21 protein-coding genes and 2 pseudogenes are annotated in these 16,791 nt (G+C 40.5%); 22 read left to right on the forward strand and 1 reads right to left on the reverse strand.

Going from position 1 to position 16,791, the window contains the following annotated elements; translation table 11 throughout:
- Nucleotide 1: 1 nt before the first annotated feature.
- The 20 genes and pseudogenes from OCV67_RS11175 (at nt 2) to OCV67_RS11270 (ending at nt 14,810) form a co-directional block, all read left to right on the forward strand.
- Nucleotides 2-1,867, forward strand: a complete 1,866-nt coding sequence (locus OCV67_RS11175) for a DUF859 family phage minor structural protein (RefSeq protein ID WP_147644057.1) — start codon at nt 2-4, stop codon at nt 1,865-1,867.
- A gap of 71 nt (nt 1,868-1,938) precedes the next feature.
- Nucleotides 1,939-2,355, forward strand: a complete 417-nt coding sequence (locus tag OCV67_RS11180) for a phage holin family protein (protein ID WP_132226252.1) — start codon at nt 1,939-1,941, stop codon at nt 2,353-2,355.
- Nucleotides 2,356-2,358: 3 nt separating this feature from the next.
- Nucleotides 2,359-3,231, forward strand: a complete 873-nt coding sequence (locus tag OCV67_RS11185; RefSeq protein ID WP_147644058.1) for an N-acetylmuramoyl-L-alanine amidase — start codon at nt 2,359-2,361, stop codon at nt 3,229-3,231.
- Nucleotides 3,232-3,459: 228 nt separating this feature from the next.
- The gene (locus OCV67_RS11190; protein WP_178085112.1) at nt 3,460-3,654 is read left to right on the forward strand and encodes a hypothetical protein; all 195 of its coding nucleotides are present in this window, start codon (nt 3,460-3,462) and stop codon (nt 3,652-3,654) included.
- A complete protein-coding gene (locus tag OCV67_RS11195) occupies nt 3,651-4,019 on the forward strand; it encodes an rRNA biogenesis protein rrp5 (protein ID WP_147644059.1) in 369 nt (122 codons plus the stop codon). Before OCV67_RS11190 ends, OCV67_RS11195 begins: the two co-directional genes overlap by 4 nt.
- Nucleotides 4,012-5,142 (forward strand): annotated as a pseudogene (locus tag OCV67_RS11200) (DUF2800 domain-containing protein). Before OCV67_RS11195 ends, OCV67_RS11200 begins: the two are co-directional and overlap by 8 nt.
- A gap of 5 nt (nt 5,143-5,147) precedes the next feature.
- A complete protein-coding gene (locus OCV67_RS11205) occupies nt 5,148-5,696 on the forward strand; it encodes a DUF2815 family protein (RefSeq protein ID WP_147644060.1) in 549 nt (182 codons plus the stop codon).
- A gap of 88 nt (nt 5,697-5,784) precedes the next feature.
- Nucleotides 5,785-5,964, forward strand: coding sequence for a hypothetical protein (locus OCV67_RS11210; RefSeq protein ID WP_147644061.1), 180 nt, complete (start codon nt 5,785-5,787; stop codon nt 5,962-5,964).
- A 60-nt stretch (nt 5,965-6,024) separates the two neighbouring features.
- Nucleotides 6,025-7,977: a DNA polymerase gene (locus OCV67_RS11215; protein WP_147644062.1), complete on the forward strand. Its 1,953-nt coding sequence runs from the start codon at nt 6,025-6,027 to the stop codon at nt 7,975-7,977.
- A gap of 56 nt (nt 7,978-8,033) precedes the next feature.
- Nucleotides 8,034-8,252: an SHOCT domain-containing protein gene (locus tag OCV67_RS11220; RefSeq protein WP_147644063.1), complete on the forward strand. Its 219-nt coding sequence runs from the start codon at nt 8,034-8,036 to the stop codon at nt 8,250-8,252.
- 60 nt (nt 8,253-8,312) lie between these two features.
- On the forward strand, nt 8,313-9,866 hold the full coding sequence (locus OCV67_RS11225; RefSeq protein WP_147644064.1) for a recombinase family protein: 1,554 nt from the start codon (nt 8,313-8,315) through the stop codon (nt 9,864-9,866).
- A gap of 1 nt (nt 9,867) precedes the next feature.
- A complete protein-coding gene (locus OCV67_RS11230; RefSeq protein WP_147644065.1) occupies nt 9,868-10,281 on the forward strand; it encodes a recombinase family protein in 414 nt (137 codons plus the stop codon).
- A gap of 2 nt (nt 10,282-10,283) precedes the next feature.
- Nucleotides 10,284-11,129: pseudogene (locus OCV67_RS11235) on the forward strand (recombinase family protein); the annotation flags it as partial.
- Between the two features lie 163 nt (nt 11,130-11,292).
- The gene (locus OCV67_RS11240) at nt 11,293-12,147 is read left to right on the forward strand and encodes a hypothetical protein (RefSeq protein ID WP_147644067.1); all 855 of its coding nucleotides are present in this window, start codon (nt 11,293-11,295) and stop codon (nt 12,145-12,147) included.
- Nucleotides 12,148-12,150: 3 nt separating this feature from the next.
- On the forward strand, nt 12,151-12,696 hold the full coding sequence (locus tag OCV67_RS11245) for a CHC2 zinc finger domain-containing protein (protein WP_147644068.1): 546 nt from the start codon (nt 12,151-12,153) through the stop codon (nt 12,694-12,696).
- A complete protein-coding gene (locus tag OCV67_RS11250; protein WP_147644069.1) occupies nt 12,693-13,544 on the forward strand; it encodes an ATP-binding protein in 852 nt (283 codons plus the stop codon). Before OCV67_RS11245 ends, OCV67_RS11250 begins: the two co-directional genes overlap by 4 nt.
- Nucleotides 13,545-13,564: 20 nt before the next feature.
- Nucleotides 13,565-13,852, forward strand: coding sequence for a hypothetical protein (locus OCV67_RS11255; RefSeq protein ID WP_147644070.1), 288 nt, complete (start codon nt 13,565-13,567; stop codon nt 13,850-13,852).
- 14 nt (nt 13,853-13,866) lie between these two features.
- Nucleotides 13,867-14,235 (forward strand): hypothetical protein, encoded by a 369-nt coding sequence (locus OCV67_RS11260; RefSeq protein WP_147644071.1) that lies wholly within the window; start codon nt 13,867-13,869, stop codon nt 14,233-14,235.
- Nucleotides 14,219-14,458: a hypothetical protein gene (locus OCV67_RS11265; protein WP_147644072.1), complete on the forward strand. Its 240-nt coding sequence runs from the start codon at nt 14,219-14,221 to the stop codon at nt 14,456-14,458. The genes OCV67_RS11260 and OCV67_RS11265 overlap by 17 nt, the downstream gene beginning before the upstream one ends.
- The gene (locus tag OCV67_RS11270; RefSeq protein ID WP_147644073.1) at nt 14,448-14,810 is read left to right on the forward strand and encodes a hypothetical protein; all 363 of its coding nucleotides are present in this window, start codon (nt 14,448-14,450) and stop codon (nt 14,808-14,810) included. Before OCV67_RS11265 ends, OCV67_RS11270 begins: the two co-directional genes overlap by 11 nt.
- A gap of 61 nt (nt 14,811-14,871) precedes the next feature.
- Here the strand turns inward: OCV67_RS11270 and OCV67_RS11275 are convergent, their stop codons facing one another.
- Nucleotides 14,872-15,963 (reverse strand): PDDEXK nuclease domain-containing protein, encoded by a 1,092-nt coding sequence (locus OCV67_RS11275; RefSeq protein ID WP_147644074.1) that lies wholly within the window; start codon nt 15,961-15,963, stop codon nt 14,872-14,874.
- Nucleotides 15,964-16,179: 216 nt separating this feature from the next.
- On the opposite strand from OCV67_RS11275, the gene OCV67_RS11280 reads away from it, so the two are divergent.
- Both OCV67_RS11280 and OCV67_RS11285 read left to right on the forward strand, forming a co-directional pair.
- A complete protein-coding gene (locus OCV67_RS11280; RefSeq protein WP_147644075.1) occupies nt 16,180-16,425 on the forward strand; it encodes a hypothetical protein in 246 nt (81 codons plus the stop codon).
- The gene (locus tag OCV67_RS11285; RefSeq protein ID WP_147644076.1) at nt 16,422-16,730 is read left to right on the forward strand and encodes a DUF3801 domain-containing protein; all 309 of its coding nucleotides are present in this window, start codon (nt 16,422-16,424) and stop codon (nt 16,728-16,730) included. The genes OCV67_RS11280 and OCV67_RS11285 overlap by 4 nt, the downstream gene beginning before the upstream one ends.
- Nucleotides 16,731-16,791 lie beyond the last annotated feature (61 nt).

The raw sequence follows: 16,791 nt of genomic DNA on the forward strand, positions 1-16,791 counted from the left end.
TATGGCATCAAGCGGAAGTATTACCACAAATGAAAATCAAGGCCGTTCGGTTACTCTATCGTGGTCGATTTCAAGCCAAAGTATTGCTGATAATACGTCAACGTTATCATGGACACTAAAAGGTTCAGGCTCTGCATCAGGATGGGTAAAGGCCGGAGGATTTAAGGCGGTTATAAATGGTACAACAGTTTATTCCACCTCAACAGATTCTCGTATCTCTCTATATAACGGTACGGTAGTTGCATCAGGGACGATAAAGATTACGCATAATGCAGATGGTACTAAATCATTTGGTCTAAGCTGTGAGGCAGGTGTTTATACTTATGCTGTCAGCGTAACAGCTAGTGGAACGCATACACTTACAACAATTCCAAGAGCATCATCAATCAGTATGAGCACAGGCACTATGGGAAGTGCGTCAACTATTACTATTTCAAGGGCATCCAGTTCTTTTACTCATACACTTTCATATGCCTTTGGTTCTGCTACAGGAACGATTACAAGTAAGACTACATCTACATCTGTATCATGGACGCCTGCATTAATCCTTGCACAGCAGATACCGAGTTCGACTTCTGGTACAGTGACAATTACCTGTGATACCTATAACGGAAGTACGAAGATTGGCTCAAAGAGTATTACGGCTACTCTAAAAGTTCCTGATTCAGTCAAACCTACTTTAACGAGTGTTACAGCAACAAGAGTTGATGGTGATGTACCATCTGATTGGGGTATTTATATTCAGGGAAAATCAAAGGCTACACTTAAGATAAATGGTGCAGCAGGAGCACAGGGTTCGACTATCAGTTCCTACAGTATTTCCGGTGGTGGTTTTTCATCTACGGCATCATCCTTTACAACGGGATTTTTAACTACTTCTGGAACGATTACTTTTACAGCAAAGGTTACTGATTCAAGAGGTCGAACATCAGATGAAAAGACAGTTTCTATTTCAGTTGTTGCTTACAGTTTGCCAGTAGTATCAAGTCACAGTTCGCAGAGATGCAACAGTTCTGGTACTGTTCAGGATGCAGGAACATATATTAAAGGTCTACTTTCGTTCAGCTATTCATCATGCAGTAGCAAGAATACAGTAACAACAGCAACCTACTACAAGAAATCGTCTGCAACATCCTGGACGAATGCAAGTAAGACATTTACTTCGGGTACGGCCTTTACTTTTGGTGGTTCAATATCTACAGAGTCATCGTATGATATTAAATATACAATCACCGATGCTTTTGCAACGATTACAGTATTAGACACTGTGTCTACAGCATCAGTTCTTATGGACTTTAAAGCTGGTGGAAAAGGTATTGCCATTGGAAAGGTTTCTGAATATGACAATACTTTGGAATTATCAGATAAGTGGGATTTGAAGGTTTACGGAAAGCTACTAAAGGCTTATGTGGTTGATAGTATTTATCCTGTCGGAAGTATTTATATGAGTGTTAATTCTACTAGTCCGGCTACTTTATTTGGTGGCACATGGACACAGTTAAAGGATAGATTCCTTTTAGGTGCAGGAACTACTTACTCAAACGGTGCAACAGGAGGAGCTGCGACACATAAATTGACTGTAGCGGAGATGCCGAGCCATGCTCACGATACACCGTTTTTTAATAACATGACAAATAACGGTGAAATGAAAAGTGACTTTATTGGTGTATTTGGAAAAGGTATGACTGCGAGTGCAGCTATCAAAGAGATGGGTGCATCATCTACTATGGAAATGTGGTGGATTAATCAGACGAATACCGCTGAAGGAAATGAATGGAGTTATCTTACTTCATCAAAAGGTGGAAATACGGCTCATAACAATATGCCACCTTATTTAGTTGTTTATATGTGGAAACGAACAGCATAGCTTTGTTATTCAGTATCTCGAAAGAGGTGCTTTTTTTTATACCAATTTATAAGGAAACGGAGGTTTTTAACATGAAGGAATTCTGGAACGGAATACAGTTTGTATTCACTATGATTGGTGGCTGGCTTGGATACTTCCTTGGTGGCTGTGATGGACTTCTTATCGCATTGGTTCTCTTCGTAGTGATGGATTACATCACAGGAGTCATGTGTGCCATTGCAGATAAGACATTATCCAGCGAGGTTGGATTCAAAGGTATCTGCCGTAAGGTTTTGATTTTTATCCTTGTAGGCATAGGAAACATTCTGGATGTTCAGGTGATTGGTACGGGAAGTGTTCTTCGTACAGCGATCATCTTTTTTTATATCTCAAACGAAGGTGTATCCCTTCTTGAGAATGCAGGACATCTAGGATTGCCAATCCCGGCTAAATTAAAAATCGTATTACAACAGCTGCATGATCGTGCAGAAGATGATAAGGAGGAATAATCTATGGGTTACACAAATAGTTCAATGGTTTCATATACCAAATTAAGTCCTAACCATTCAGGACAGAGAACACATTCTATTGACCGTATCACACCTCACTGTGTTGTAGGTCAGTGCAGTGTAGAAACATTAGGTAATGTTTTCTACCCTACATCAAGACAGGCAAGCTGCCAGTATGGTATCGGAGTTGATGGCCGTGTTGGTATGTACTGTGAAGAAAAGAACCGTTCCTGGTGTTCTTCAAGTAATGCCAATGACCAGAGAGCAGTCACTATCGAATGTGCGAGTGATACATATTCTCCATATGCTATGAACAGCAAGGTCTACGATACTTTGATTAAGCTTTGTATCGACATCTGCAAGCGTAATGGAAAGAAGAAACTTATCTGGCTTGGTGATAAGGACAAGACCCTTAACTACACACCAAAGTCAGATGAGATGGTAATCACTGTACACAGATGGTTTGCCAATAAGTCATGTCCGGGTGACTGGCTTTATTCAAAACTTGGAGATTTGGCTGCAAAGGTTACAGCAGGACTTGGTGCATCAGACAATACACCTGCTCCACAGACACCTTCAAAGAAGGTTTACTATCGTGTGAGAAAGAGCTGGAACGATGCCAAGTCACAGAAAGGTGCATTTACTGTACTTGCCAATGCCAAGAAATGTGCTGATTCTAATAAGGGATATTATGTCTTTGACGAAAACGGAAAAACAATCTATCCGGTACAGACTGCTAAAAAGACTGTTGATGAACTTGCAAGAGAAGTCATCAATGGTAAATGGGGCAACGGAACAGAACGTAAGAACAGACTTACAAATGCTGGCTATGATTACTATGCCGTACAGAAAAGAGTAAATGAAATCTTATCTTAAAACGGAATAACTAACAAGGCTTTGACCTGCTTGCATTCTTTTTTGAATGTGGGCAGGTCTTTTTTTATTTTTACGTCCTTTTGACAGTTCGTTCAAGGCTACTAGATAGGAAGAGCAATTGAAAGAACGAAAGAAAAAAAGATTTTTTGAAAAACGTCCTTTTCCCTATCTTCCCAAGGCTAATAGATAGAGGGTAACAAAAAACTCTCGGAAATGGAGGTGTTAACGATGAAACACAATCTGCACATCAGTGTTTCTGACAAGCCACAGAGAAACGGTATGGTTTCCTGCAAAAGCATCACCTTAAGAGAACGATTTCTGCGAATGCTGTTTGGCAAAAAGCAGAAGATCACAATTCTTGTGCCGGGTGACTGTATCCAGGAACTTGCCATAACAAAGATTACGGAAGGAGGTAGACCATGAGCAAAGTAACCGTAGTACTTGATGCACTTATCGATGTTATTTCAAATGTTCGTGCTTTGGCTGACAGCTTGCAGGTATTTGCAGATGCATTGACAGAGATTAAAGCAATCGATGTTCAGGCAATTGAAGTAAAAGAAGAACCTGTAGCACAGATTCCTGAAAAGACTGCAAAGCCTAAGAAGGAAAAAGCCAAGACTTACACATTGGAAGATGTCAGAGGAGTTCTAGCCGAAAAGAGCCAGAACGGACTTACTGCAGAAGTAAAGGGTCTTATCACTAAGTATGGTGGTAGCAAGTTATCAGACATCGACCCTAGTCAGTATGCAGCAATTATCAAAGAGGCAGAGGTGCTTGGAGATGAGTAAACACGCATTCCTTTCACCTTCGAGTTCTCACAGATGGCTCAACTGTACACCTAGTGCAAGCCTTGAGTCAGAGTTCGAGAACAAAACAAGCCAGGCAGCAGAAGAAGGAACAGCTGCTCACGCTCAATGTGAACACAAGCTTAAGAAGGCGCTCCGCATGAGAAGTAAAAGACCTGTATCATCCTATGACAGTGATGAAATGTAGGAACACACAGATGCATATGTGGACTTCGTCTTGGAGCAGCTTGATATTGCAAAACAGAATTGCAAGGACCCATTGGTGCTGATAGAGCAACACGTAGACTTTTCTGATTATGTGCCGGACGGCTATGGCACAGCAGACTGTGTGATTGTATCTGATGACAGATTACATATCATCGATTTCAAATATGGAATGGGAGTTCTTGTTGATGCAACAGACAATCCACAGATGAAATGCTATGCACTTGGTGCGCTTGCTATCTATGACAGCTTATATGACATCAAGGAAGTATCAATGTCCATCTTCCAGCCTAGACGTGAAAACGTCAGTATATGGACGATTCCGGTGGAAGAACTAAGAACTTGGGCTAACGAGGTGTTAAAGCCTAAAGCAGAAATGGCCATGAATGGCGAGGGCGAATATTGTCCTGGTGAATGGTGTACCTTCTGCAGGGCAGCAGTCAGATGTAGAGCAAGAGCAGAAGAAAAATTGAAACTAGCACAGGAAGAGTTCAAACTTCCTCCACTTCTTACAGACAGTGAAATCGAAGAGGTATTAACGATTATTCCTGATCTGACAAAGTGGGCAAATGAAATCATGGCTTATGCGACTGAGTCAGCAGTAAACCATGGTAAGGAATGGACTGGATTTAAGGTTGTTGAAGGACGCTCTGTCCGTAAGTTCAAGGATGAAGATGCCGTTGCAAAAGCAGCCAAGGATGCAGGCTATAAGGACATTTACCGTCAGTCACTTATTACTCTTACAGAGATGCAGAAACTGATGGGTAAAGCAAACTTTGAGGAAATACTGGGTGACCTCATTATCAAACCACCCGGAAAGCCAACTCTTGTACCAGACTCGGACAAGAGACCAGCAATCAATGTTACAAACGCTAAAAACGAATTTAAAATGGAGGATTAATGATTATGGCTAATGTAAACAGAACTAAAGTTATTACAGGTAAAAACACAAGACTTTCTTATTTCCACGGATGGGACCCAGTATCAATCAATGGTGGTCCTGAAAGATACAGTGTATCTGTTCTTATTCCAAAGGATGACAAGGAAACATTAAAGGCAATTGAAACAGCTATAGATGCTGCAATCGAAGATGGTATCGCTAAGTTTGGTGGCAAGAAACCTAACAAGGCAGCAATCAAGTTACCTCTTCGTGACGGAGATACAGAACGTGATGATGAGGCTTACAAGGGTCACTACTTCATCAATGCAAACAGCTCTACAGCACCACAGATTGTAGACAAGGCAGTAAAACCTATCCTTGACCGTGATGAAGTGTACAGTGGGTGCTATGCAAGAGTTTCTCTTAACTTCTATGCTTTCAACTCTAATGGTAATAAGGGCATTGCCTGTGGTCTTGGTAACATTCAGAAGATCAGAGATGGTGAGTCACTTGGTGGAAGAACATCTGCAGCAGATGACTTCACAACTGAAGAGGATGACGATTTCTTATCTTAATCTGACCCAACCTTATAACTTCCTGTGGATGGTGTGAAATACCACTGTCCCGTTATAAACGATATTACGAAAACACGAGGTAAACGATATGAACGAATTATATGAATTAGCAAAGCAGATTGATGTACTTATCATTTTCTACTTTTTAATGGGTGCTGCAATCTACGGTATTGTGAGTACTATCATGAATGGTATCTGGCTTGTGCGTGACAGTATCAAGAAACACAGAGCCAAGAAAAGTGAAAAGAAAGAATCAACTGAAGAATAAGCATATGGGCGGTGGAGGTTATCCTCTGCCGTCTATTTTGCTTTGGAAGGAAGTGAAATAATGAAATCAATCAGTATTGATATAGAAACCTACTCCAGCATAAGTTTGCAGAAATCCGGTGTTTACAAGTACACAGAGGGTGATGATTTTGAAATCCTTTTATTCGGTTATTCAGTCGATGGTGGTGAGGTTAAGGTTGTTGACCTGGCAATGGGAGAAACGATACCACAGGATATCATCGATGCACTTACAGATGATTCAGTTATCAAATGGGCTTTCAATTCTCAGTTTGAAAGAATCTGTCTATCCAGGTATTTAAGGGATTTAGGTGTATCTCTTGAGGGGCATTGTCTTGATCCTGTGTCATGGCGTTGCACCATGATATGGTCAGCTACACTCGGACTTCCGTTATCTCTTGAGGGTGTCGGTGCTGTCCTTGGACTTGAAAAGCAGAAACTTTCAGAAGGTAAAAACCTCATCAAGTATTTCTGTGTGCCTTGCACTCCAACTAAAGCGAATGGTGGCAGAACAAGAAATATGCCTTATCACGATATGGAAAAGTGGCAGCAGTTCAAAGCCTACAATATCCGTGATGTTGAAACGGAAATGGGCATCAAGGATAAGCTTGCTAGATTTCCGGTGTCTGATGAAATGTGGGACGAGTACAATCTTGACCAGGAAATCAATGACCGAGGCATTGGTCTTGATATGGCTCTTGTATCACAGGCTATTGCATTTGATGAGAAAAGCAAAGATGCACTTACAGTTAAAATGCAGGAACTGACAAATCTCGACAATCCCAACTCGGTACAGCAGATGAAAGGCTGGCTTTCTGACAACGGACTTGAAACTGACAGTCTTGGTAAAAAGGTAGTAGCCGAGATGATTAAGGATGCACCGGAACACTTGGCAGAAGTCTTATCTCTTCGTCAGCAGCTTGCAAAAAGCAGTGTGAAGAAATATACGGCTATGGAGAATGCTGTGTGTAAGGATAGCCGAGCCAGAGGTATGTTTCAGTTCTACGGTGCCAATAGAACAGGAAGGTTCAGTGGCAGACTGATACAGTTGCAGAACCTCCCACAGAACCATATGAGTGACCTTGCACAGGCTCGTTCCCTGGTTCGTAATGGCAATTATGATGCACTTGAATTCTTGTATGAGGATATCCCGGATACCTTATCACAGCTTATAAGAACTGCCTTTGTGCCACAGGGTGACAACAAGTTTATCGTTGCAGATTTCTCTGCCATAGAAGCACGAGTCCTTGCCTGGCTTGCAGGTGAAAAGTGGCGAATCAAAGTATTTGAACAAGGCAAGGATATCTACTGCTCATCGGCATCACAGATGTTTGGTGTTCCGGTGGAAAAGCACGGTGTGAATGGACACTTAAGACAGAAAGGTAAGATTGCTGAATTGGCACTTGGCTATGGTGGATCAGTTGGTGCATTGAAAGCTATGGGTGCAATCGAGATGGGACTTACTGAAGAAGAACTCCAGCCACTTGTAACGGCATGGAGAAATGCCAATCCCTACATCACTACACTGTGGTGGGACATAGACAGATGTGTGAAGGAAACTGTTATTAAACGAATGGATACAGAAACTCACGGCATCCGATTCAGCTATGAGAGTGGATTCCTTTTTATTGAACTCCCATCCGGCAGAAGGCTTGCCTATGTAAAACCAAAGATGGGAATCAATCAGTTTGGAAGTGAATCCGTAACCTATGAAGGTATCGGTGGTACAAAGAAATGGGAAAGACTCGAAAGCTACGGTCCCAAGTTCTGCGAGAACATCACTCAGGCAATTGCAAGAGATGTCCTTATGTATGCAATGAAGACTTTAAGGAACTGCAGCATTGTTGCTCATATGCATGATGAAGTCATCATCGAGTGCAGAAAGGATATGTCACTTGATGCCGTATGCAAACTGATGGGCAGAACGCCACCGTGGGCAGAAGGCTTGTTACTTCGTGCCGATGGATACGAATGTCAGTTTTATAAGAAAGATTAACAGAAACGTCCTTTTTAACCTCCTGCCAAGGCTACCTGGTAGGAGGTGTTTTTTTTATGCAGATTACAAAATTAGTAGACGGAGCAGTTCTACCTGCACCAGCAGTCAAGACTTTTACAGACGAAGAATTACAGAACGAGTTTGACTTTTATCTTGCAGAAAAGATAGTCAAAACGATGCATGAAAAGGGTCTGATTTCTGATGATGAATTACACAAAATCTCCGAGAAAAACAGACTTATTTTCTCTCCCTATTTAGGCGAGATTATGCTCTAAATGACTTGATATATAGTGCGTTCTACGGGAATATGTCCATGCGAAAGGGAGGTGATACAGGTGAAGACTGTAACAAAAATCGATCAGGTTGAATCAATGCTTATCAGGAAGACAAGAGTTGCTGCCTATTGCCGTGTTTCTACGGATAACATAGATCAATTACTAAGCCTTGATACGCAGAAACAACACTACGAGAATTACATCAAGTCAAATCCTGAATGGGAATATGCAGGCCTTTATTATGATGAAGGTATCAGTGGCACAAAGAAGGATAAACGAGATGGTCTTAAGACATTAGTCAATGACTGCGAAAAGGGACTCATCGACCTTGTACTTACAAAGTCAATCAGCAGGTTTTCAAGAAATACTACAGACTGCCTTGAACTTGTAAGACAGCTGCTGAAGTACGATGTTTACATTCAGTTTGAAAAGGAAAATATCCATACCGGTTCTATGGAGAGTGAACTTATGCTTGCTATTTTAGCAAGTATGGCCAAAGACGAATCTGTATCCATTTCGGAGAATGAGAAATGGAGCATCAGACGAAGATTTATGGATGGCACATTTATCATCGGCTACCCACCTTATGGTTATGCCAATGTGGAAGGCGAAATGGTAGTTATTCCTGACCAGGCAGAAGTGGTAAAGAAGATATTTGCAGATACCCTTGATGGCAGAAGTACCCACTCCATTGCCCAGGAACTGAACCAACAGGGTGTTCCAACAAAGAAAGGTGGAAAGTGGCAGGCAAGCACCATCAACGGAATTATCAGCAATGAGAAATATACGGGTGATGTTCTTTTCCAGAAGACCTTCACGGATGACAATTTCAACAGACACAGCAACAATGGTGACTGCGATCAGTTCTTCTGTGAAAACCACCACGAGGCAATTATTAGCCATGAAACCTTTGATAAGGCAAACGAGGTTATAAGGCAGCGTGGAATTGAGAAAGGCAACGGTGGTGATACTTCTAAATACCAGAACCGTTATGGCTTTTCAGGAAGAATCAAATGTGGTGAATGTGGTACAACGCTTAAAAGAAGAACCATCACAGTTGTCGGTGGCTATTACATTGCATGGTGCTGTGCCAAACACATCGAAGACAAGGATTCCTGCTCAATGAAAGCCATCAGAGATGATGATTTAAAGAGAGCATTTCTTACAATGATGAACAAGCTTAGATTTGGAAATGATCTGGTGTTAAAACCACTTCTTGTTTCCATCTGCACATCAAATGCAAAGAAGAACGAGTTTGACATCGAAAAGATAGAAAAGGCAATGACGGATAATGAACAGCGTAAGCAGATGAATGCATTGCTTACCAAGGGATACCTTGAACTTTCGGTATTCTACAATGCCCACAACAAGCTGGTAACCGAATACGAGGAACTGATAAGCAAGAGAGATATGATTCTTCGAATGGATGAGTCAGGCTACACAGTAGAAAGCAGCATCAAAGACCTTGTGGAGTTCCTTGGTAAATCAGATACCTTTACAGAATTTGATGATGATGTCTTTGAAAGGTTCATTGAGAAAATAATCGTGAAATCAAGAGAAGAAATTGTCTTTGAATTCAAGTTTGAATTAAGACTTACAGAAAGGTTGGGATAGCATGAAACATACACCATTTGGCTACAAGGTTGTCGATGGCAAGGCTGTGATTGATGAAGTTGCAGCCGGACAGTTAAGAGAAATGTACAAAGGTTTCCTTGAAGGAAAGTCACTTGTGGTTGCAGCAAGAGATGTCGGTATAGAAACATACCACGGTACGGTAACAAGAATGCTTGGCAATAAAAAGTATCTTGGGACTGATTACTACCCACAGATAATTGACCAGGAAACCTTTGATAAGGCATTAGAAGAAAAGCAAAGAAGAAAGGATGTACTTGGTAGGAATAACAGGCAGAAGCCTAAAGAAGAGAAATCCTTACCTACTACATTCCATTTCAAGCCTGCAGAACTCAGTTACACTGATCCGTTTGAGCAGGCGAAATATATTTATAGTTTAATTGAAAGCGAGGAATAACAATGGCAGGAAAAAGCATTACAGTTATTCCGGCAAAAAGGCGTGTAGGCAACACAGTCGGTGTTACAGAAAAGCCAAAGCTAAAGGTCGCAGCGTACTGCCGAGTTAGTACAGACAGCGAGGAACAGGCAACAAGTTATGAAACACAGGTCGAGCATTACACCACTTACATAAGTAAGAACCCTGAATGGGAACTTGCCGGGATATTTGCAGACGATGGTATCAGTGGTACAAATACAAAAAAGCGTGAAGAATTTAATCGTATGATTGATGAGTGCATGGCAGGTCACATCGATATGATCATTACAAAGTCAATCAGCCGATTCGCAAGAAACACCCTTGACTGCCTGAAGTACATCAGACAGTTAAAGGAAAAGAACGTGCCTGTTTATTTTGAAAAGGAAAACATCAACACGATGGATACCAAGGGAGAAGTTCTTCTTACCATCATGGCCTCACTTGCACAGCAGGAATCAGAGTCCTTGAGCAAGAACGTGAAGATGGGACTTCAGTTCCGATACCAGAATGGCGAAGTTCAGGTCAACCACAATCGTTTCCTTGGCTACACTAAGGATGAAAAAGGTCATCTTATAATTGAACCGGAAGGTGCAATGCTTGTAAGGAGAATCTACAGAGAGTACCTTGAAGGTAAGAGTCTTAAGAACATAGCAGACGGATTGACTGCAGAAGGTTATCTTACAGCTGCAGGCAAAGCAAAATGGAGACCAGACGGCATCAGACTTATTCTTACAAACGAAAAGTACATGGGTGATGCACTACTTCAAAAGACCTACACCGTTGATGTTCTTACTAAAAAGCGAGTCAACAACAACGGCATCGTTCCACAATCGTAATACGCTAAGGGAACTCGGGTTCACAGAAATTTTACATTTGTGAATAATAAAATATAATTAAGACAGGCTTAAATTTGCAAAGAAAATCGAATAGGTAAACGCAAAGCGTTCTTCATATTATTGAGGAATGCTTTTTTATTTTATTCGGAGGATTATTATGACAAAGGAAACTAACTCATCTGTTGTCAGAGTGCATAAGAATACCGATTTTACAATTATGAGCAATCACCATTTGAGAAATTTGAAACTTAGCCTGAAAGCTGTTGGACTTATGTCAAAAATACTTGGATTGCTTGACGGTTGGAACTATTCTATTGCAGGTCTTGTAAAAATTTGCAAAGAGGGAGAAACAGCAGTTCGATCTGCCCTGCATGAATTGATTGATGAATGTTACGTCTATGTAGAAAAGCTTCCTCCCAACTATTCAAAAAGCGGACGCTTTGAGTACGTTTATCACATCTATGAAATTCCTTACGAGGATATGCCTAACGGTCTTGAGTGTCCTGAATTGTTTATCAAATTAAGAGAGGAAGCAAAACTAAATGCAGATTCTCAAGATGCAGAAAAACAAGATACAGAAAACCTACATCTTGAAATTCAAGGTGTAGAAAATCAGGGACAATTAAATACTTACATATCAAGTACTAAAGAATTAAGTACGAAAAAATTAAACACCACAGTTTCAGTCCCGCAAAAATCATCTTCCAAATCTCAGTCAAAGAAAAAGGCTCAGGACAACAAAAAAAAATATGCAGAAGCTGTCACTATGACTGAGGAAGAATATCAGAAACTTACACAGCAGCATACAAAGGCTTTTGTGGACAAGTGCATTGAGATTCTGAACAATTACAAGCTTTCAAGCGGAAAACAGTATAAATCCGATTATCATACGATTCTGAACTGGGTAGTTGAAAGGGTTTCAAAGGACTATCCTCAGCTTGACAGGTCAGTTTCTGTACAAGAATCTGTCTACGATGTGAATGTCAATCCGTTTGACCGATTTGTGAGGTGAAAAATGTTTGTAAATATTGAATTATTGGAATTTATCCGAATGAAAAATCCGCTTTCTTCTGTTATCTCAGAATATGCAGAAGTTAAGAATGAACGCTGTAAATGCCCGTTCTGTCACAGTCACATTTATGCAATGCACCTGTTTCGTGACAAAATATTCACCTGTTTTCACTGCGGTAAAAGTTGCGATGTGTTGGGATTTGTCAGCAAGATAGAAAATATTCCGTTTGCCGATGCGGTTAAGAAACTGGCTGAATCATCGGGAATTTATACCCTTGAAGAACTTGAACAGAAAAAAGTATTTCGCTTCTGGGACAGGTTTCTGCTTCTGTGTGAGTTTCATTGGATTTCAGCTGACAGTGTGCTGAAAGAACTTGAACACAAACTGTCAAAGGAATGTATACTCAGCCTGAAATACAGCAAAACAGAGCCGGATACTGACTTGTTTGAAAGCAGTTTATGCCGTAAGTTCGGTATACAAAAAGAATTTTGGAACGCTGATTCTGATAATATCATGAATTATCTTGTCAGCAGAAAGGAAACGTTATGAATGACCTGTTGAAAAGCATTTTTCAGACAATTTCTGAAAATGCCGAAAAGAACTTTATCGACAACAAGAACGCCGATGATTACATTGCAGAGGACGGACTCTGGCACTGCGGAAAGTGCGGTACGGCAAAGCAGTTCCGTATGCCCGAAGAACTACTGAAAATGGGTATGCCTGAGATTGTAGGCTGCTGCTGTGCCTGTCAGACGGCAAGGGAAAAACGTGAGAAAGCCGAACAGCAGCTTGAAAATATCATTAGCCGAAACAAAGAACTTGCGAACATTCCCGAACATTATCTTTCTGCTGATATTGGAACGGTGGAATCGACTGATGCAAGAAAAATAGGCATGAACTATATCCGAAATTTTGAGCAAATGGGCAAAACAGGACTTTTGCTCTACGGTGATGTCGGAACGGGCAAAACCTACCTTGCGGCTTGTATCGCAAATGCTCTCTTAAATCGTGGTATCAGCGTAAAATGGCTGACTTCCATGCAGATTGTGGAGCGTGGCAGTTTTTTCAACGAGTCTGAATATGCTGAGTATATTTACGGCATTACATCTCCCGACCTGCTTATCATCGACGATTTAGGTGCAGAACGTGGCACGGAATTTGCACTTGAAAGAGTTCACAGTCTTGTGGATACAAGAATTTCAGCCAACAAGCCGATGATTGTGACAACTAATATTGACATAAACGATATGGGAAACTGCACAGATTTGAAGAAAAAGCGCACCTTTGACCGTATTCTTCCTGCAACTTTTGCCTTCGCCATGAAAGGCATTTCCTACCGTATGAAACAGGCTCAGAAAAGTTACGATGAACTTAAAAATTTGCTTTTGAGTGAATGATAAAAAAGGAGTTAAAAGACATGAAAATGATAAAAACCTACGATAATATTACGCTGAACTGCGATATAATTGCAATGATTCAGTCTGTATTCATTGACAGCATAAACGGCAATATCAGTGAAATTGTTGATGATGAATTCAACCCCGACAGCCTTGAATTTGCGATTACTGCACTTACCACTCTTGGCGATGAGATAATTCTTGCCGTTTACGCAACGGAGGAGGAGCGTGACTATGCAAGGTACAAGCTGGAAAACTGGCTTGGTTCCGATTTTAGCAGCTACTACACAATGACAGAAAGAAAGTAATGGAGGATTTCAAAATGGAAAAGATGATTATTACAGAGTACGGCAGACCTGTTCCGATGAACAAGATTAAGAAATTTGTCCACAGAGCAATTCCGCTTGACGATGAAAAAGTGATTCCCTATGCTCTGTTTGCACTGCTCGATAACGGTGAAATGGTCAACGTCGGCAATTTTTATGACATTGACGTTGTGGGGATTACAGAGATTATTCTTGGCATTTTTGCAGAGGATAAAAAGTCTGTATTTGACATGAATCTCGAAAAATACGGCATAAATGAATTTCTGAAACTTCTGAAATATGTAACGGACAGTTCTTATCACACTGCCGTAGAAGGTTTGAAGATTTCACTTGCAAACGGTGATATTGATGTCAGTTTCACTTGATGACGGTTACATAGCACTTGCCCATGCCATAGTTACGATGGCAGCGGAAAGCTATAAATACACACTGTTCGCACTCAAAAATCACACAAGAAGTGATGCTATTTACAGGCGAAAATCAGAACTGGAAAGTTTCTTTCTGTCGGAGTGGTTCAGCCTGCTGTCGGGACTTGATGGCAAGTGTTTTATCAGGAAAATGCGGGAGGTTTACTACTTTGACAGGTAAGGAATTTTTAGAGCAGTATGCCATTATTGACCGCCAAATCAGGAGTGTTAAGCTTCAGCTGGACGGCATGAATGCTTTAGCAAATGAAAGTGCAATGCAGGATTATTTGCAGCCTGAAATTGACAGTCTAACTAATACTCTGAAATTTATGATTGATAACGGAAATGCGGTTAAGGTTCAGATGATTGAAAAGATTCAGCAGATCGAAAATGATAACCGCAGAGAAATACTCATTAGAAAGTATATCAAACTTGATAGCATTATAAAAATCTCAAAGGAAATGTTTATTTCAAGACAAGGTATCTACTATCATCTTGAACTCGGTGAAAAGGAAATTGAACAGCTGATATAACACGAAAGACCAACTCGGTATCATGCCAAGTTGGTCTTTTTTCTTTTCAGCAGTATTTTGATTATTGGTTATCTTTGTCCTTGCCATGCTGCAAATAGTACATCGTTTTTTGTGTTTCGATTTCTGCACGGAGTTCTTCTTCAGTCGGCAGATACAGCTTGTACTTTGAAGCAAAAAGCTGTTCGTTGCCGTGCATAACAGAATATCTTGCAATATCTTCATCGGTATCGGAGCAAAGGACAATACCTATCGTCGGGTTATCGCCTTCGCTTCGTTTCAGTTCATCATACATTCTGATATACATATCCATTTGCCCTACGTCCTGATGCGTGATTTTCTCTGTTTTTAGGTCGATCAGAACAAAACACTTGAGAATATAGTTGTAAAAAACAAGGTCGATGAAATAGTCCTGTTTCTCTGTCTTGATATGCTGCTGTCTTGCAACAAAGGCATACCCTTTTCCGAGTTCCATAAGAAATTTCTGAATATTGGAGAGAATACTTGATTCAAGTTCACTTTCTGTGAAATCTGTATTTGATGACAAGCCTAAGAATTCAGCAATCACAGGATTCTTTATAAATTCCAGCTTGTCGGCTTGAAAATCAGCAGTAAGCTGTTTCATCTCATTCTCAACAAGTTCCTTGTCTTGTGTCTGCAACATACGGTAGTAATACTGTGATGAGATATTTCTTTGCAATGTACGGACGCTCCATGTTTGCTCATAGGCTTCTTTCTCATACCAATCACGGGCAGTTTTATCTTCAACCTGTAACAAAGTTCTGTAATGTGACCATGTGAGAAGCATTACAGATTGTCGACACGCTGTGTCGAAAATTTTCGGAAACGATTTATAAAACTTCAAAAAATGATAAAGATTGCTTTTGTCATAGCCTTTTCCGTAAAGTTCAGTAAGTTCTTTTGAAAGTTTTTTAATCACTTCCAAGCCATAATCAGCACGATTTTCACCATTTAATTCCTCGCTTGCGATTCTGTATCCTATCAGCCAATTACGCTGAACAAGAATTGTGTTTACTGCCTGATGTGCAGTTTTCTGAGAACTCTCAATAATTTTTCTCATATCATTCATGATGTCATCTGTCTTGGTAAAGTTGCTCATAACATCATTCTGTCCGATATTAACGATATTATCCATTGGTTTCTCCTTTCTGAGAAGTCTTTCCTATTAAATAGTATAGCATAAAACTTTCATTTTTTCAATCACCTTCTGGCAAAATTTCCTGAAGGCTCAACTTTCTTATGAACCAGATGAATTTTGTACAAAACTTGACATTGACTTACTCCTGCTTGGCAGAACTTGATACCCCTGTTTTGCTAAACTTAAATTAGTAAGCGGGAAAGGAGTGAGCGTATGACCCTATCAATTATCTCTCAGGACGGAACTGTGTTCAACTATACAAATGCGGTTGCCTGTGTGACCTGCGGTGAGTACGAAGATGATTCAGGCTTTGGCTTCATGGCATATCTGAACAGCGATTCTGAAAATGGCATTGTTGTTGCAGAGTATGACGATGAGGAGAAGTTTAATGCTGTTAAGAGTGATTTTTCAAAGTGGCTTCATGAGAACATCGACGCAGTGTTTGAGTTTCCGTCATGAGTACTGACTTTGAAAAAGGCTTGCGAAAGACCATAGATTTGTCCGTCAAAAGTAAGGACTTTACAGTCGATGTGCTGAAATCAGCCATGAACGACTTTCTTTCGGGCAAGTCGCAGAAAAAAGGCAGAGTGTCCATGAAGAAACTGTCGGAACATTCGGGTAAGCTTGAAAACGTGGAAGTCAAAGGTATCGAGGATTTTCTAAGCGTGGCAAAGAAATATGACATTGACTATGCTGTCAAGAAAGAACCTAACAATGATACCTACCATGTTTTCTTTCAGGCAGGCATGGACCATAGTCAATAATCTGGACACAAAAAGGCGAAAAGAATTAAGAAGAAAGTAAAGAATTTTCAAAATGAATGGG

This window comes from Porcipelethomonas ammoniilytica, from assembly GCF_025567485.1.
Lineage (GTDB): Bacteria > Bacillota > Clostridia > Oscillospirales > Ruminococcaceae > Porcipelethomonas > Porcipelethomonas ammoniilytica.

Bases quoted from the DNA above. Each gene is read 5' to 3' on its own strand.
- OCV67_RS11175 (WP_147644057.1), top strand. From the start codon at position 2: ATGGCATCAAGCGGAAGTATTACCACAAATGAAAATCAAGGCCGTTCG.
- OCV67_RS11180 (WP_132226252.1), top strand. From the start codon at position 1,939: ATGAAGGAATTCTGGAACGGAATACAGTTTGTATTCACTATGATTGGT.
- OCV67_RS11185 (WP_147644058.1), top strand. From the start codon at position 2,359: ATGGGTTACACAAATAGTTCAATGGTTTCATATACCAAATTAAGTCCT.
- OCV67_RS11190 (WP_178085112.1), top strand. From the start codon at position 3,460: ATGAAACACAATCTGCACATCAGTGTTTCTGACAAGCCACAGAGAAAC.
- OCV67_RS11195 (WP_147644059.1), top strand. From the start codon at position 3,651: ATGAGCAAAGTAACCGTAGTACTTGATGCACTTATCGATGTTATTTCA.
- OCV67_RS11205 (WP_147644060.1), top strand. From the start codon at position 5,148: ATGGCTAATGTAAACAGAACTAAAGTTATTACAGGTAAAAACACAAGA.
- OCV67_RS11210 (WP_147644061.1), top strand. From the start codon at position 5,785: ATGAACGAATTATATGAATTAGCAAAGCAGATTGATGTACTTATCATT.
- OCV67_RS11215 (WP_147644062.1), top strand. From the start codon at position 6,025: ATGAAATCAATCAGTATTGATATAGAAACCTACTCCAGCATAAGTTTG.
- OCV67_RS11220 (WP_147644063.1), top strand. From the start codon at position 8,034: ATGCAGATTACAAAATTAGTAGACGGAGCAGTTCTACCTGCACCAGCA.
- OCV67_RS11230 (WP_147644065.1), top strand. From the start codon at position 9,868: ATGAAACATACACCATTTGGCTACAAGGTTGTCGATGGCAAGGCTGTG.
- OCV67_RS11240 (WP_147644067.1), top strand. From the start codon at position 11,293: ATGACAAAGGAAACTAACTCATCTGTTGTCAGAGTGCATAAGAATACC.
- OCV67_RS11245 (WP_147644068.1), top strand. From the start codon at position 12,151: ATGTTTGTAAATATTGAATTATTGGAATTTATCCGAATGAAAAATCCG.
- OCV67_RS11250 (WP_147644069.1), top strand. From the start codon at position 12,693: ATGAATGACCTGTTGAAAAGCATTTTTCAGACAATTTCTGAAAATGCC.
- OCV67_RS11255 (WP_147644070.1), top strand. From the start codon at position 13,565: ATGAAAATGATAAAAACCTACGATAATATTACGCTGAACTGCGATATA.
- OCV67_RS11260 (WP_147644071.1), top strand. From the start codon at position 13,867: ATGGAAAAGATGATTATTACAGAGTACGGCAGACCTGTTCCGATGAAC.
- OCV67_RS11265 (WP_147644072.1), top strand. From the start codon at position 14,219: ATGTCAGTTTCACTTGATGACGGTTACATAGCACTTGCCCATGCCATA.
- OCV67_RS11275 (WP_147644074.1), bottom strand. From the start codon at position 15,963: ATGGATAATATCGTTAATATCGGACAGAATGATGTTATGAGCAACTTT.
- OCV67_RS11280 (WP_147644075.1), top strand. From the start codon at position 16,180: ATGACCCTATCAATTATCTCTCAGGACGGAACTGTGTTCAACTATACA.
- OCV67_RS11285 (WP_147644076.1), top strand. From the start codon at position 16,422: ATGAGTACTGACTTTGAAAAAGGCTTGCGAAAGACCATAGATTTGTCC.